Origin of the sequence: Mesorhizobium sp. WSM4311 (assembly GCF_002295115.1) — a bacterium.
Taxonomy (GTDB): Bacteria; Pseudomonadota; Alphaproteobacteria; order Rhizobiales; family Rhizobiaceae; genus Mesorhizobium.
Genome location: NZ_NSFV01000006.1, coordinates 383,393 through 398,672 on the forward strand (window position 1 = coordinate 383,393; position 15,280 = coordinate 398,672).

The 15,280-nt window shown below is 63.9% G+C and carries 12 protein-coding genes; 9 read left to right on the plus strand and 3 right to left on the minus strand.

Translation table 11 applies throughout. The annotated features are described in order from the left end of the window. Positions 1-461 precede the first annotated feature (461 nt). Positions 462-1,655: a TMEM43 family protein gene (locus CK226_RS18870; protein WP_179301079.1), complete on the plus strand. Its 1,194-nt coding sequence runs from the start codon at positions 462-464 to the stop codon at positions 1,653-1,655. 72 nt (positions 1,656-1,727) lie between these two features. Here CK226_RS18870 and CK226_RS18875 read toward each other — a convergent pair whose 3' ends face one another. Beyond that, positions 1,728-2,759: a histone deacetylase family protein gene (locus CK226_RS18875; protein ID WP_095792699.1), complete on the minus strand. Its 1,032-nt coding sequence runs from the start codon at positions 2,757-2,759 to the stop codon at positions 1,728-1,730. A 23-nt stretch (positions 2,760-2,782) separates the two neighbouring features. Further along, positions 2,783-3,436 carry a TetR/AcrR family transcriptional regulator gene (locus CK226_RS18880; protein WP_095772678.1) on the minus strand — a complete coding sequence of 218 codons (654 nt, stop codon included), beginning with the start codon at positions 3,434-3,436 and terminating at the stop codon, positions 2,783-2,785. A gap of 260 nt (positions 3,437-3,696) precedes the next feature. Here CK226_RS18880 and CK226_RS18885 point away from each other — a divergent pair, with 260 nt between their 5' ends. The 8 genes from CK226_RS18885 to CK226_RS18920 all read left to right on the plus strand — a co-directional run bounded on the left by CK226_RS18885 (position 3,697) and on the right by CK226_RS18920 (position 14,309). Then, the gene (locus tag CK226_RS18885) at positions 3,697-5,376 is read left to right on the plus strand and encodes an amidohydrolase (RefSeq protein ID WP_095792700.1); all 1,680 of its coding nucleotides are present in this window, start codon (positions 3,697-3,699) and stop codon (positions 5,374-5,376) included. Positions 5,377-5,515: 139 nt separating this feature from the next. Continuing rightward, complete coding sequence (locus CK226_RS18890) at positions 5,516-6,610, plus strand: ABC transporter ATP-binding protein (protein WP_095792701.1); 1,095 nt, start codon at positions 5,516-5,518, stop codon at positions 6,608-6,610. Further along, on the plus strand, positions 6,610-7,530 hold the full coding sequence (locus CK226_RS18895) for an ABC transporter permease (protein ID WP_095772681.1): 921 nt from the start codon (positions 6,610-6,612) through the stop codon (positions 7,528-7,530). The genes CK226_RS18890 and CK226_RS18895 overlap by 1 nt, the downstream gene beginning before the upstream one ends. Then, complete coding sequence (locus CK226_RS18900; RefSeq protein WP_095772682.1) at positions 7,523-8,323, plus strand: ABC transporter permease; 801 nt, start codon at positions 7,523-7,525, stop codon at positions 8,321-8,323. The genes CK226_RS18895 and CK226_RS18900 overlap by 8 nt, the downstream gene beginning before the upstream one ends. 23 nt (positions 8,324-8,346) lie before the next feature. Further along, positions 8,347-9,381 carry an extracellular solute-binding protein gene (locus CK226_RS18905; RefSeq protein WP_095772683.1) on the plus strand — a complete coding sequence of 345 codons (1,035 nt, stop codon included), beginning with the start codon at positions 8,347-8,349 and terminating at the stop codon, positions 9,379-9,381. A 63-nt stretch (positions 9,382-9,444) separates the two neighbouring features. Then, the gene (locus CK226_RS18910) at positions 9,445-10,641 is read left to right on the plus strand and encodes a serine hydrolase (RefSeq protein WP_095792739.1); all 1,197 of its coding nucleotides are present in this window, start codon (positions 9,445-9,447) and stop codon (positions 10,639-10,641) included. 33 nt (positions 10,642-10,674) lie between these two features. Further along, complete coding sequence (locus CK226_RS18915; RefSeq protein ID WP_095792702.1) at positions 10,675-11,856, plus strand: serine hydrolase; 1,182 nt, start codon at positions 10,675-10,677, stop codon at positions 11,854-11,856. Positions 11,857-11,984: 128 nt separating this feature from the next. Continuing rightward, positions 11,985-14,309 (plus strand): Tex family protein, encoded by a 2,325-nt coding sequence (locus CK226_RS18920; RefSeq protein WP_095792740.1) that lies wholly within the window; start codon positions 11,985-11,987, stop codon positions 14,307-14,309. On the opposite strand, the gene CK226_RS18925 is transcribed toward CK226_RS18920, so the two are convergent. Beyond that, positions 14,310-15,221 carry a LysR family transcriptional regulator gene (locus CK226_RS18925; protein ID WP_095792703.1) on the minus strand — a complete coding sequence of 304 codons (912 nt, stop codon included), beginning with the start codon at positions 15,219-15,221 and terminating at the stop codon, positions 14,310-14,312. Positions 15,222-15,280 lie beyond the last annotated feature (59 nt).

Consider the following 15,280-nt stretch of genomic DNA (forward strand, 5'->3'; position numbering starts at 1 on the left):
AGGCCAGCCGCCGAACCCGAAAACGCGTTACTTTTACGAGACACACACGAGGCGCGGGGTCGCGCCCAACCAGACGGAATCCATCAGGGAACGCGAAAACATCCGCGTCTGGCGCCGGAAAATTCCGGAACGTGAGACTTTGGGTGGTCGCCGCGCCCCCCGAGGACCGGCTGATTCGGGTCTAATCTACCCGCAGATGAATCCGACATCAAACGCGATTTGACAAAATCGAATCCGACGGACTCGCGTGCGACTCAGAGGTCGATTTTCGCCGCCTTCGAGCGTGCGAAAATGCCGGGACTGCGCAAGCGGGCCATATCCGCGCTCGGCCCGATGCGATAGATTCGCAAGTGTCGAAGGGGTGGGCACCTTCGACAAGGGAGTTCGTAGCTGCATTACGGCCGCGGTCGTTCGCGGCAGTGCCATGCGGGCTCCTGGCATCTTTTGTTTCGGGGGAAACGATGAGCGATTCATTTCGGGAAGTTACTTCCGTCTCGTGGTTCGGGCGGATCAAGCGCGCGGTCGGCGGGGTCATCTTCGGCCTGCTCTTGATCGTGCTGATGGTGATCGGGCTGTTCTGGAACGAGGGCCGCGCGGTGCAGACGGCGCGCTCACTGGCCGAAGGCGCCGGCGCCGTGGCGTCGATCAACGCCGACAGCGTCGACGCCGGCAATGACGGCAGGCTGGTGCATGTCAGCGGGCCGGTGACGGCCGATAGCGGCCTGTCGGATCCGGATTTCGGCATCGCCGCGCAAGGACTGCGGCTGTCGCGCAGCGTCGAGATGTACCAGTGGAAGGAAGAGTCCAGATCCGAAACCACCAAGAAGCTTGGCGGCGGCGAGGAGACAGAGACCACCTACAGCTATTCGAAAGTGTGGGACGACGGCCAGATCGATTCGTTGGACTTCAGGAAGCCGGACGGCCATCAGAATCCACCGATGGCGATCCACAGTCGCGCCTTCCAGATCCCTGAAGGCAAGCTCGTCGCCTTCGATCTTGACACGCCGGTGCTGGATCGCATTGACGGCGACAAGGCGTATTCACTGTCGGCCAATCAGTCGGGCGCGATAAAGGCCGCCTATACCGGCACGAAGCCGCTCAGCATCGTCGATGGCAAGATCTATCTCGGCAGCGACAACACGACGCCCGCATTGGGCGATTACCGCATCGGCTACGAACTTGCGCCTCTCGGCGTGGTCAGCATTGTGGCGCGGCAGGCCGGCAGCCGCTTGGAACCGCACCAGACGCAAGCGGGCGACGCGCTGCTGATGGTCGATACCGGCAATGTGCCGGCCGACAAGATGTTCGCCGAGGCGGTGAGCGCCAACACGCTGATCACCTGGCTGCTGCGCGCCGCCGGCCTTCTGCTGCTGACCATCGGCTTTGCCCTGTTCCTCGGCCCGATCGGCGTGATCCTTGACGTCATCCCGTTCCTCGGCAGCATGGCGCGGATGGGAACCGGCATCATCGCCTTCTTCCTGGCGATCCTGGCCGGCACGACGACGATCGCGATTGCGTGGTTCTGGTATCGGCCGGTTCTGGCGGCAGGCATACTGGCAGCCGGCGCCATCGCGGCGGCGGCCGTCTATTATCTGGGCCGCTCACGCAAGGCAGCCGCACCGATGGCCGCGCCGAGCGCCGGCGCCGCAACGTAGCTTGCAAAAAAGGCTGATATGCCGCCCTTTTTCTTCCTACCTGCGTTGTCCGCTCCGGGTTTGTGGGCGGGCTTAGCGGTCCTCGAAACCGGTCAGCACGCCGACGGCGTTGATGCCGATCTCCTCGACGGCATAGCCGCCTTCCATGGCGAACAGGGTCGGCAGGCCGAGCCTGGCGATGCGGCGACCGATCTTGGGATAGTCGGGGCTTGTCAGCTTGAACTGGCTGATCGGATCCTTCTCGAAAGTGTCGACGCCGAGCGAGACGATGACGATGTCGGGCGCGTAGGCGGTGAGCCTGGCGCAGGCATCCTCAAGCGAGGCGTTCCAGGCGTCCCAGCCGGTGCCGAACGGCATGGGGTAGTTGACGTTGAAGCCTTCGCCGGCGCCGGCGCCGCGTTCATCGGCATGGCCGAGGAAGAAAGGATACTCGACCATCGGATCGCCATGCAGGTTGAGGACCTGCACGTCGGCGCGGTCATAGAAGATTTCCTGCGTGCCGTTGCCATGGTGGTAGTCGACATCGAGGATGGAGATGCGTTTGGCGCCCTGGTCGAGGAACCACTGCGCGGCGACGGCGGCGTTGTTGATGTAGCAATAGCCGCCCATGAAGCCGGCGCCGGCATGGTGGCCTGGCGGACGGCAGAGCGCGAAGGCCGACCTCTCGCCGCCCTTGACCAGGCCGGCCGCGGTCAGCGCCACGTCATAGGACGATTTGATCGCGGCCCAGGTGCCTTCGACGAAGGTGGCGCCGGCATCGAAGGAATAGTAGCCGAGCAGCGCATCGACACGCTTTGGCGGCACGTCGCCGCGCAGGCCGCGTGTCGGCCAGGTGAAGGGCATGGCCGTGCCCTCATGACCGGAAGCCACCCATTGCGGCCAGACCGTCGGCAGGAAGTCGATATAGTCCGATTTGTGGATGCGCTTGGCGGCGGCAAGATCGTGCTCGAGCGGCAGGACGATCGGACCGAGCTTCTCGCTTTCGACCCTCGCCTTGATGAATTCGGCCCGCGAGGGTTTTTCAAAACCCGGCACGATGGCCGAGGTGACCAGTTCCATCTGGCCGGCATGGCCAGCATGAAGCGGCGAATAGACAGTCTTCATGAAATTCCTCTCGAAATGCGCGATCAGTCAAGGTTGAGATAGGGGCTCACCAGAGCCAGCCACATGGCTTCGACATCGTCCTCGATGAGGTTGTATGTCCTGCGATCTCTCTTCAGTCCGACCAGCCGGCAGGCGTGCCCGACCTCCATCATCACAAGCCCGAGCCGTTTGGCGATCTTGTCTTCGAGAGCAGGATTCACATGGCGCAGCCAGGCGGCGTAAAGCGCGATGATCTGCTCGTCATATTCGTCCTGGATGGGCCTGAGATCGGCGTTGCCTGAAATGGCCTCGATCACCGGCATCAGGGTGGCGTTTTCGAGATAGATACTGGACGTGTCGATGAAGAGCTTGCGCACTTCGCGCCGGAATTCGTCGCGGTTGGCGGGCCGGGGTGCCTTGATGCGCTTCTCGATCACGTCGGGAAAGGAGGACAGCCAGCGCCGGGCGAGGTCCAAAAGAATGGCTTCCTTGTTGGGAAAGTATTGATAGACCGAACCGACCGACAGGCCCGCGCGCTGCGCGATGGCGAGCGTCGTCGGCGTCCTGGTTCCTTGCTCCCGCGTCAGGATCAGCGCCGCGTCGAGAATGCGGTCGACCACCTTGCTCGATCGTTGCTGCCGAGGCTGCTTGCGCGGCTCGAGCGCTATCCTGATTTTGCGGTCGAGACTACGCTTCACTGCTCTATGCCCTCGTTCCCCGCTTGGTCTGAAGCCAGGCGCAGGGTGCTGTCCACAATACATTCTAAATTCCGCATGTTGACAAACGCGAATAATCAGTCGCATTCTTTATCCACGCTGTCCCTAGGGATAACAAGGGGAATTTCGAAGGCAGCGGACTGGCATCGTTTTTTGTTCCGTGGCGCCGCTCCGGTGGAGTTGGCAGGTCGTTGAGCGCAGGGCTGTCGGTCTCAGTCGGTCATCAAAAGCGCGGAGTCGCGATGTCTGTTACGGGTGCGGGTCACAATGCGGATCTGGTCGTCATCAATGGTCGTGTGCTGACCATGGACGGTGGCAATCCCGCAGCCGAGGCCGTAGCCGTCAAGGACGGCGCCATCATCGCCGTTGGCAGCCGCGCCGCCATCGAAGAACTCAAGGGAACGGGCACACAGGTGATCGACGCCAAGGGCGGTTCGGTCCTGCCCGGTTTCATCGAAGCCCATATGCATCTGTTCTCGGGAGGGGCCGAGCTCGCGCATCTTCAGCTTGGCGGGGTCCATGGCTTCGAGGCGCTGAAAAAGGCGATCGGCGACTACGCGTCGACCAAGCCCGACGCGAAAATGCTGGTCGGGCAGGGCGTCGACTACACCGTGCTCGGCGACGAGCGGGTGACGCGCCACCATCTCGATCAGATCCTGCCCGATCGCCCGTTCTGCATGGCCGCGCCCGATCACCACACGATGTGGGCCAACACCAAGGCGCTGGAGATGGCCGGCATCCTGCATGGCCGCGCGCTTGGTCCAGGCAATGAAATCGTCATGGGCGAGGATGGCCTGGCAGCCGGCGAATTGCGCGAGGGCGAGGCCTTCGGCCCGGTGCTCGATCTTGCCGGCGAGGGCCGGGTGCGGCTGGGGCTGGCGACCGGCGGCGAGCCGGATCCGATGCCGTCCGCCGCCGAACGCGCCGCCGACCGCGACATCATGCGGCGCGGCCTCGCCTGGTGCGCGCGTCACGGTATCACCTCCATCCAGAACATGGATGGCAATCTCTACCAGCTCGAACTGCTGGCCGAGATCGACGCCGAGGAAGGCTTGCCCTGCCGTGTGCAGATACCCTTCCACTACAAGAATTTCATGACGCTCGACATGCTCGACAAGGCATCCGTCATGGCCGAGCGCTACAACAGCGAGTGGCTGTCATCGGGCATGGTCAAGGTGTTCTATGACGGCGTGCTCGATTCCTGGACGGCTGTGATGATCGAGCCCTATGCCGACCGTCCGGACTGGGTGGGCGAGCCGCTGTTCACACCGCAGCAGTTCATCGATCTCGCCGTTGCCGTCGACAGGCGCGGACTGCAGATCGCGGTGCACTCGATCGGTGATGGCGCGGTGCGTGCGGTGCTCGACGGCTACGAGGCGGCGCAAAAGGCCAATGGCAAGCGCGACAGCCGTCACCGCGTCGAACACATCGAGGTCACCACCGCATCGGACGTGCCGCGCTTCGCCGAACTCGGCGCCATCGCCTCGATGCAGCCGCCGCATCCGCCCGGCGCCATGGATTTCCCGCTCGAACCGACCGTGTCGCGCATCGGGCCGGCCCGCTGGCCGCTGAGCTATGCCTGGCGGACCCTGAAGAATGCGGGCGCGCACGTCGTCTTCGCCTCGGATTGGCCGGTGTCGCCGATCGACCCGATCCTGGGCATTCAGGCGGCAGTGATGCGCAAACCATGGGCAGACAGCGACCCGGACCAGAGTTTCTCGCTGCAGGAATCGATCGCCGCCTACACGGTCGAGGGCGCCTATGCCGAATTCGCCGAACACCGCAAAGGCACGCTGAAATCAGGCTATATGGCCGACCTGGTGGTTCTGTCAGCGGATATCGAGAAGACGGCGCCGGCCGATCTGCACAAGCTGCGCCCGGTGACGACAATTTGCGGCGGCAAGATCACCTATCAGGCCTGACAATGGCATGAGGCTTGCTGGCTAAAGACGGACTGAACTGTGATTCAATGCCGGGCTTGCCAACCTACCGGGCGTGTGGTCACATCGAACAGGGGAACAGCTCCGCCAGCAAGAGCGGGGTCAACAGTGAGGCGTAATCGTGCCGGACAAACCGGATCGAAATGCGATTGAAGTAGTAAACGTCAGTAAAATTTTCGGATCGGGTGAGGGGCAGGTCGCTGCCCTCGACAAGGTGTCGGTATCCATTCGCGAGAACGAGTTCTTCACGCTGCTGGGACCATCCGGCTGCGGCAAGACCACCCTTTTGCGGCTGATCGCAGGCTTCGACTTTCCAACCGCCGGAGAAATCCTGCTCTACGGCCAGGACATCGCGCCGCTGCCGCCCTTCAAGCGGCCGGTCAACACCGTCTTCCAGTCCTACGCGCTGTTCCCGCACATGACGGTTGCCGACAATATCGGCTTCGGCCTGGAGATGCTCGGCAAGCCCAAGGGCGAGATCAAGGCGCGCGTCGCCGAAATGCTCAAACTGGTCAAGATGGAGGCGCTTGCCGGTCGCCGCACGGCCCAGATTTCCGGTGGCCAGCAGCAGCGCGTGGCGCTGGCCAGGGCGCTGGCGCCCCAGCCGAAAGTGCTGTTGCTCGACGAACCGCTCTCGGCACTCGACTACAAGCTGCGCAAGGAGATGCAGATCGAGTTGAAGCGGCTGCAGCACGAGACCGGCATCACCTTCATCTTCGTCACCCACGACCAGGAAGAAGCGTTGACCATGTCGGACCGCATCGCGGTGATGTCGTCGGGCAAGATCCTCCAGGTCGGCTCGCCCTGGGATATCTACGACAAGCCGGCGGAACGCTTCGTCGCCGACTTCATCGGCGAGACCAACTTCCTCACCGCCGCCATATCGGGCACCGGCAACGGCAAGGCCCGCGCGACGCTCAAATCCGGCACGACCATCGAGGCGACCGTCGCCGAAGGGTTCCAGCCGAAGGACAATGCCACCGTGGTGGTGCGGCCCGAGCATGCCAAGCTGACCAAGGACAAGGGAGACCTGTCGGGCACGGTCGAAAACATCGTCTATTTCGGCACCGACACGCATATCCACGTCCAGCTCGACGGCGGCGAGGCCTTCACCGTGCGCCAGCAGAACACGCGCAGCGCAGGCTGCGGTTTCGAGCGCGGCGACAAGGTCGGCATCCTGATCGGCAACGACGCCGCGCAAGTGCTGAGGGACTGATGGCCGCCGCGGAAGAAGTCGCCAAGGCAGCGGAACGGCGTGATGTCCGTGACCGCTGGCTTTTGTCAGCGCCGGCGCTGCTGGTCATCCTGCTCGCCGCGACCGGCCCGCTGCTGATCGTGCTCGTCTACTCGTTCCTGACGCCCGGCGCCTATGGCGACGTGAAATGGCAGTTTTCGCCCGACGCCTGGATATCGGTGTTCATGGAACGTGACATTTTCGACGACACGCTTTCGCTCGCGGCGGCGCATGTCACCATCTTCTGGCGCTCGATCAAGCTTGCGGTGGTGACGACGCTGGCCACTTTGGCGCTCGGTTTCCCGACCGCCTATTTCATGGCGACGCGCAGCGAGAAGACCAGGGATCTCTGGCTGTTCCTGATCACCATCCCGTTCTGGACCAACCTCCTGATCCGCACCTTCGCGGTGCTGCAGATCATCCGCAACGAAGGCATCATCAACACGATCCTGCTCAAGCTCGGCATCATCTCGGCGCCGATCCAGATCCTCTATACCGACACCGCGATCCTGATCGGCATGGCCTATGTTTACCTGCCGCTGATGGTGCTGCCGATCTACGCCAGCATGGAGAAGCTCGATTTCCGCCTGGTCGAGGCCGGCTATGATCTCTACGCGACGCGCTTCAAGGTGCTGCGGAAGATCATTTTCCCGCTCGTCAAACCCGGCGTCATTGCCGGCTCGATCCTGGTCTTCATTCCGGCACTCGGCGCCTATGTGACGCCGGTCGTGCTGGGCGGCGGCAAGAACATGATGCTGTCCAACCTGATCGAATTGCAGTTCGGACAAGGCCGCAACTGGCCGCTTGGCTCGGCGCTGTCGATCACGGTGATGGTCATCGTCATGCTGGCGTTGCTTGCCTATGTGCGCAACGCCGGCAAGTCAGGGGTGCGTCATGGCTAGCAACTTCTCCATCAAGCACCAGCCGGGCTTCACGACGATCGCGGCGACCTGTTTCGTCGTGCTCTATTTGCCGATCATCGTGCTGGTCCTCTACGCCTTCAACGCGGCGAGCTCGACATCCGAATGGGGTGGCTTTTCGCTGCGATGGTTCCAGTCGGCGTACCAGAACACGCAGGTCATCGACGCAACGCTGCGCTCGTTCCAGATCGGTGCCATCGCGGCGGTGCTGTCGACCATCTTCGCCACGATGGCGGCACTCGCCACCACGCGCACCGCCCCCTATCCCGGACTCACCTTCAAATATGCGGCAATCAACCAGCCGCTGATGGTGCCCGAGATCGTCACCGGCGTGGCGCTGCTGATCTTCTTCTCGCGCATCAAGATCTTCACCGGCTATTCCGGCCTCGGCTACCTGATCGCCGCGCATACGGCATTCTGCATTCCGTTCGCCTATCTGCCGATCCGGGCGCGGCTGGAGAATATGGATCTGACCCTCGAGCGCGCCGCGGCCGATCTCTACGCGACCCCGTGGAAGACCTTCCGCCGCATCACGCTGCCGCTTTTGTGGCCCGGTATCCTGGCCGGCCTGATGCTGGCCTTCGTCATCTCACTCGATGACGTCGTCATCACCGAGTTTGTCAAATCGGGAGGCCAGGACACGCTGCCCACTTACATGCTCGGCCAGATCCGCCGTGGCGTCACACCCGAGATCAACGCGATATCGACCGCTTTCCTGCTGCTTTCGGTCGCGATCGTCACGTTGTTTTTCTTCGTCAGCAGGAAACGAGACTGAACCTGAAAATGGGAGTTAGAACGATGAACTGGAAGACAACGGCGACCGCCATGGGGTTGGCGCTGCTCGCTTCGACGGGCCTGGCCCGCGCCGAGGGCGTGCTCAACATCTACAATTGGGGCAATTACACCAGCCCCGACGTGATCAAGAAGTTCGAAGACAAATACAAGATCAAGGTGACCATCACCGACTACGATTCCAACGACACCGCGCTCGCCAAGGTCCGGCAGGGCGGCACCGGTTTCGACATCGCCGTGCCGTCGCAGACCTACGTGCCGATCTGGATCAAGGAAGGGCTCCTGCTCGAGACCGATCCGGGCAAGATGGAGAATTTCAAGAACGTCGCCCCGGAATGGGCCAATCCCGAATTCGATCCGGGCCGCAAATATTCCGTGCCGTGGGCCTGGGGCACGATTGGGGTCGTCGTCAACACCGATGCCTACAAGGGTCCGGCCGATACGTGGGGCATCGTCTTCAACACGCCCGACGAGCTGAAGGGTAAGGTCAACGTCGTTCCCGAGATGGGCGACGTCATCTTCGCGGCGATCAAATATGTCGGCGGCCAGCAATGCACCGACGACAAGGCGGTGCTGAAGAAGGTGCGCGACCTGCTGGTAGCGGCCAAGCCGAACTGGATCGCGATGGAGTACAACACCATCGAGAAGATGGGTGCCGGCGACTTCAAGGCAACCAGCGACTGGAACGGCTCGGCGCTGCGCCAGCGTCTGGCCAATGCGGCCATCCATTACAACTATCCGAAGGAAGGCTTTGGCCTGTGGAGCGACAATGTCGTCGTCCTGAAGGAAGCCAAGAACGTCGAGAACGCCAAGCTGTTCCAGAACTTCATCATGGATCCGGAAAACGCGGCCGGCCTCTCGGCCTTCCACCGTTACGCCAACGCCATCACCGGCTCGGACAAATACATGCCGGCCGACATGAAGGACGCGCCGGAAGTCGTCATTCCGGCCGACGCCAAGCCGAAAGGCGAATTCCAGAAGATGTGCGCGCCGGAAACGCAGGAACTCTACACCAAGATCTGGACCGAACTGCAGAAGTAATCGCTGCATGCCAGACCCGGCGGCACACACCGCCGGGTCTTTTCTTTTCCGGGAATGCCTTTCATGGACTCCTATCGCAACAGCGATCCGCGGCCGCCGATCATGCGGGGCTCGCCGCCCGCCATGGTGCCGCCGAAGCTCGACTGGGACCGGCCGCCATGGAACCGCTGGGCGTTCCAGCACATCCGGGAAATCCTGCCGACCGCCGAAGTCTGGCGCGGCAACGGCCACCGCCATCGTCTCGAACGCGCCGAGGTCGATCTCGACGGACTTGCGGTCGAGGACAGCCAGGGCAGGCCCTCGACGCTCGCCGGGTTGCTCGACGAGACCTATACGGACGGCTTCCTGGTGCTCAAGCACGGCAGGCTCGCCTATGAGCGTTATTTTAACGGCATGGACGTGCGCACGCTGCATCTGTCGCAGTCGATGGCCAAGTCCATCACCGGCTCGGTGTTCGGCATATTGGCCGGGCGCGGCCTGATCGATCCGGCCAGGCCGGTCACGGATTACCTGCCTGAACTCAGCGCGACCGGCTGGGCCGGCGCCAGCGTTCAGCATGTGCTCGACATGACGACGGGCGTGCGTTTTTCCGAAGAGTATACCGACCGCTATTCCGATATCGGCCAGGTCGATGTCGCCACCGGCTGGAAGCCGGTGCCGCCGGGCAGCGATCCGGACTTCCGCTGGCCCTCGCATATGTTCGAGCTGATCCTGGGCTTGAAGGACACGGTCCGGCCGCACGGTCCGGCGTTCGAATACCGCTCGATCGAGACCGACGTGCTTGCCTTCATCATGGAGCGGGTGACGGGCAAGCGGCTGCCGCAGCTGGTGTCGGAGGAACTCTGGCAAAAGCTCGGCGCCGACGAAAGCGCCTGCTTCACCGTCGACGGCGCCGGCTATGCGCTGGCCGACGGCGGCTTCAACGCGACACTGCGCGACTATGGCCGCTTCGGCCAGATGATCCTCGACAATGGCGGCGGCATCGTGCCGGCCGCCTGGATCGAGGCGACACGCAATGGCAGGCATGGCCCTGATTTCTCCCCCAGTCTGCCGCAGGGCAGCTACCGCAACCAGTTCTGGATCGAGAACCCCAGTTCGCGCGCGCTGATGTGCCGGGGCGTGTTCGGGCAGATGATCCATATCGACTGGAATACAGGAACGGTCGTGGTGAAGCTTTCGACCTGGCCGGATTTCAGCAATCTCGCCTACTCCACAGCGACGCTGAAGGCCGTGCACACCATCGCCGCCGCACTGCTCTAGGCTCCCACAAGAAACGACCTGGAAGGAAACGCCATGACCGGCAAGACCGCGTTCGAGATTCGCCACGGCTTCCGCCGCAACGAGGTGCTGCTTTCCAACTGGCGCGAAAGCCCGTTCAACCGATGGTCGTTCCAGAACCTTGGCGAACTGGTGCCCACGGCGCGCGTGGCCGCGGCATCGGCTGGTGCCGAGGCACCCGCCAAGGATTTCGGTGGTTTGCTCGGCGAAAAGGTGTCGGTGGCCAGCGCGCCGGAGACGGTCGCCGAATTCCTCATACGCTCCAGCACCGATGCGCTGACGGTGATGAAAGGGGGCAAGGTGATCGGCGACTGGTTCGCGCCGCACATGGAATTCGGCGCCCGCCACATTGTCTTCTCGATCAGCAAGTCGGTGACCGCGATCATAGCCGGCATATTGGAAGGCGAGGGGGTGTTCGATCCGGAAGCGCCGGTCACCACCTACATTCCGGAAGCCGCCGGCTCGGCCTATGGCGATGCGAGCACGCGGCATGTGCTCGACATGAGCGTCAGCCTCGATTTCGAAGAGGCCTATCTCGATCCGGAGAGTGCCTTTGCCCGCTATCGCCGCGCCACGCTGTGGAATCCGGGTGGCGGCACGGAAAGCCTGCGCGAATTCATCCTGACCCTGCAGCGGCTTGCCGAGCCGCATGGCCAGGTTTTTCGCTACCGTTCACCCAATTCCGACCTGCTCGGCCTGCTGCTGGAGCGCGCGTCCGGCCAGCGCTTCAGCGACCTGATGCGCGAAAAATTGTGGCTCCCGCTTGGCGCCGTCAGCGAAGCCTCGATCGGCGTCGACATGGAAGGCACGGCCCGCACCGCCGGCGGCATTTCGGTGACGCCGCGCGACCTGGCGCGCATTGGCGAGATGATGCGGCAAGGCGGCACCGCCAATGGCCGCCGCATCGCGCCGGAGGCCTGGGTGCGTGACACCGTCAGCACCGGCGGTAGTGCAGAAGCCTGGCAGCGTGGCACCATGCTGCCGCTGTTCCCGCAAGGCCGCTACCGCAACAAATGGTACCAGTCAGGCAAGCCAAACGGCGCCTATTGCGGCATCGGCATTCATGGCCAATGGCTCTATGTCGACCCGAAGGCGGAAGTGGTCATCGCCAAGATGTCGTCGCAGCCGGAGCCGGTCGACGATCCGCTTGACCTCGAAATCGTCGCCTTCTTCGAGGCGCTGACCCAACTGGTCTGACCGTCCGTCGCGGCCTCGTTGCCGCGTGGTTTCCTGTGGACCGCCCGCGACCGTTGAAAACGTCGCGGTTGGCGAGGCAGGTGTCTGCGCCTATGGTCGCCGCTCTTTTCGATGAGAGCAGGAACGACATGGCATCCGACATCAAGCGCATCGCAGCCATCATCGCGGCCGAGATCAAGGCGCGGCCCGAACAGGCGGCGGCGGCCATCGAATTGCTCGACGAGGGTGCGACCGTGCCGTTCGTGGCACGGTATCGCAAGGAGGTGACCGGCGGGCTGGACGACACGCAGCTGCGCGACCTTGCCGAGCGGCTCGCCTATCTGCGCGAGCTCGACGCCCGCCGCGACACCATCCTCGGTTCGATCCGCGAGCAGGGCAAGCTGACCGAGGAGCTGGAAACCAAGATCGCGGCGGCGGCCACAAAGGCAGAACTCGAAGACATCTATCTGCCCTACAAGCCGAAGCGCCGGACCAAGGCCGAGATCGCCCGCGAGCGTGGGCTGGGACCGCTGGCCGAGGCCATCCTTGCCAACCGTTCGCTCGTGCCCGCCGAACTGGCGCTCGCCTATGTCAACGAGGAAGTGGCCGACGCCAAGGCAGCCCTTGAAGGCGCGCGCGACATCCTGTCGGAACAGTTCGCCGAGAATGCCGACCTGGTCGGCAAACTGCGCACCTACATGAAGGACCGTGCCTTCATGCGCGCCCGGGTGGTCGACGGCAAGCAGGAGGCCGGCGCCAAGTTCTCCGACTATTTCGACCATGTCGAGCGCTGGGCAACCGTGCCGAGCCATCGCGCGCTGGCCATGCTGCGCGGCCGCAACGAAGAGGTGCTGTCGCTCGACATCGAGGTCGATGCCGACGATGCGTCGCCGGTGAAACCGGTCGAACGGATGATCGCCAACGCCTATGCGATCGGCGCCAGCCTGCCCGGCGACCGCTGGCTGATGGAGGTCGCCGGCTGGACCTGGCGCATCAAGCTTTCGCTGCACCTGACGCTCGATCTGATGCGCGATCTGCGCGAGCGGGCCGAGGAAGAGGCGATCCATGTCTTCGCCCGCAACCTGAAGGATCTGCTGCTGGCCGCGCCGGCCGGATCTCGGCCGACGATGGGGCTCGATCCCGGCATCCGCACCGGCGTCAAGGTGGCCGTGGTCGACGGCACCGGCAAGCTGGTGGCGACGACGACGGTCTATCCCTTTCCGCCCAAGAACGATGTGCGCGGGACGCAGGCCGAACTCGCCAAGCTCATCCGCCTGCACAAGGTCGAGCTGATTTCGATCGGCAACGGCACCGGCAGCCGCGAGACGGAAAAGCTGGTGGCGGACATGCTGTCCGACATGCCTTCAGACGGCGGGCCGAAGCCGCTCAAGGTGATCGTCAGCGAAGCGGGCGCTTCGGTCTATTCGGCGTCGGCGACGGCGGCGGCCGAATTTCCCGGCCTTGACGTGTCGTTGCGCGGCGCGGTGTCGATCGCGCGGCGCCTGCAGGATCCGCTGGCCGAACTGGTCAAGATCGAACCCAAGTCGATCGGCGTCGGCCAATACCAGCACGATGTCGACCAGTACCGGCTCGGCCGCTCGCTGGAGGCGGTGGTCGAGGACGCGGTCAACGCCGTCGGCGTCGATCTCAACACCGCCTCGGCGCCATTGCTGGCGCGGGTTTCGGGCCTCGGCGCATCGCTCGCCGACGCCATCGTCGCGCATCGCGATGCGACCGGCCCCTTCGCCAGCCGGAAAGATCTCCTCAAGGTACCACGGCTTGGACCTCGCGCGTTCGAACAATCCGCCGGCTTCCTGCGCATCGCCAATGGCAGCGAGCCGCTCGACGCCTCGTCGGTGCATCCGGAAGCCTATGGCGTGGCCAAGAAGATCGTCGCCGCCTGCGGCCGCGACGTCCGCTCGCTGATGGGCGACAGTGCCGCGCTCAAGGCGCTCGATCCACGCGTCTTCGTCGACGAGCGTTTCGGCCTGCCGACGGTGCGCGACATCCTGGCGGAGCTGGAAAAGCCCGGCCGCGACCCGCGCCCCGGCTTCAAGACGGCGACCTTCGCCGACGGCGTCGATGACATCAAGGACCTCAAACCCGGCATGCTGCTGGAAGGCACCGTGACCAATGTCGCGGCCTTCGGCGCCTTCGTCGATATCGGTGTCCATCAGGACGGGCTGGTGCACGTCTCGCAACTGGCCGACCGCTTCATCAAGGACGCGCATGAAGTGGTCAAGGCCGGCGATGTGGTGAAGGTGCGCGTCGTCGACGTCGATATCAAGCGCAAGCGCATTGCGCTCTCCATGCGCAAGGATGGCGGCGAGGGTGGTGCGCCGCGTGGTGGCCCGCGCGACAATGGCGGCGGCAGGCCGGCGCCGCGATCGCCGGCGCCGCAACGCCAGCCGGAACGGCCGGCCCAGCAAGGGGCCTTCGGTGCGGCACTGGCGGATGCGCTGAAGCGGAAGTAGCTACCAGGCCAGAACAGCCGGCTCCTTCTCAACCTGCTCCAGCAGCCAGTCGCGAAAGCTGGCGACGGGGGGATGGTCGCGCTTGTCGTGCGGGACGACGAGGTAATAGGCGCTGCGGCTTTGCATGGGCTGGCCGGGCGCCGGCACCAACTGGCCGCGCTGCAATTCGCCTGCGATAAGGAGCAGCGGCAACAGCGCGACGCCAAGTCCGGCCATGCACGCCTGGGCGGCCGTGCCGAACTGCTCGAACTGCATGCCGGGTCCGGCCGGCGCGCTCAGGCCCTGATGCTCGAACCATTCGGTCCAGGCGCCGGGGCGCGTCGCCATGTGCAGCAGCGGCAGGCGGCCGATATCGGCCGGCGTGGCGATGGCGCGACCGGCGAGGAATTCCGGCGACGCCACCGGCGCCACGGTTTCGCGCACCAGCAGCGTCGAATCGGCCTCCGGCCAATCCGGCAGGCCGTAATGGATGGCGGCGTCCAGCCTCTCCCTGGCGAAGTCGAAGCGGCCGACGCGGGTGACGAAGTTGATGGTGATGTCGGGATTGTTCGCGACGAAATCGGGGATCATCGGCATCAGCCAGCGCGTGCCGAAGGTCGGCAAAATGGCGAGGTTCAGGATGCCGCTATGCCGATTGCTCATCAGTCCAAGGGCTGCGTCGCGCAACTGGCCGAGGGCTGAACGCACCGCTTCGGCGTAGATTTCCCCTGCCGTCGACAGCCGGACATTGCGGCTGTCGCGCTCGAACAAGCGGCGCCCGAACTGGTCTTCGAGCAGCCTGATCTGCCGGCTGACCGCCCCCTGGGTCAGGTCCAGCTCCTGGGCAGCGGCGGTAAAAGACCCAAGCCGGGCCACTGCCTCGAAGGCGGCGAGGGCGCTGATGTTGGGCAGAAGGCGGCGCTGGACACTCATGATCCATTCCTAACGCTCATTGATCTGTGAGGCAATTTCGTTTGATTTTTTAAGACCAC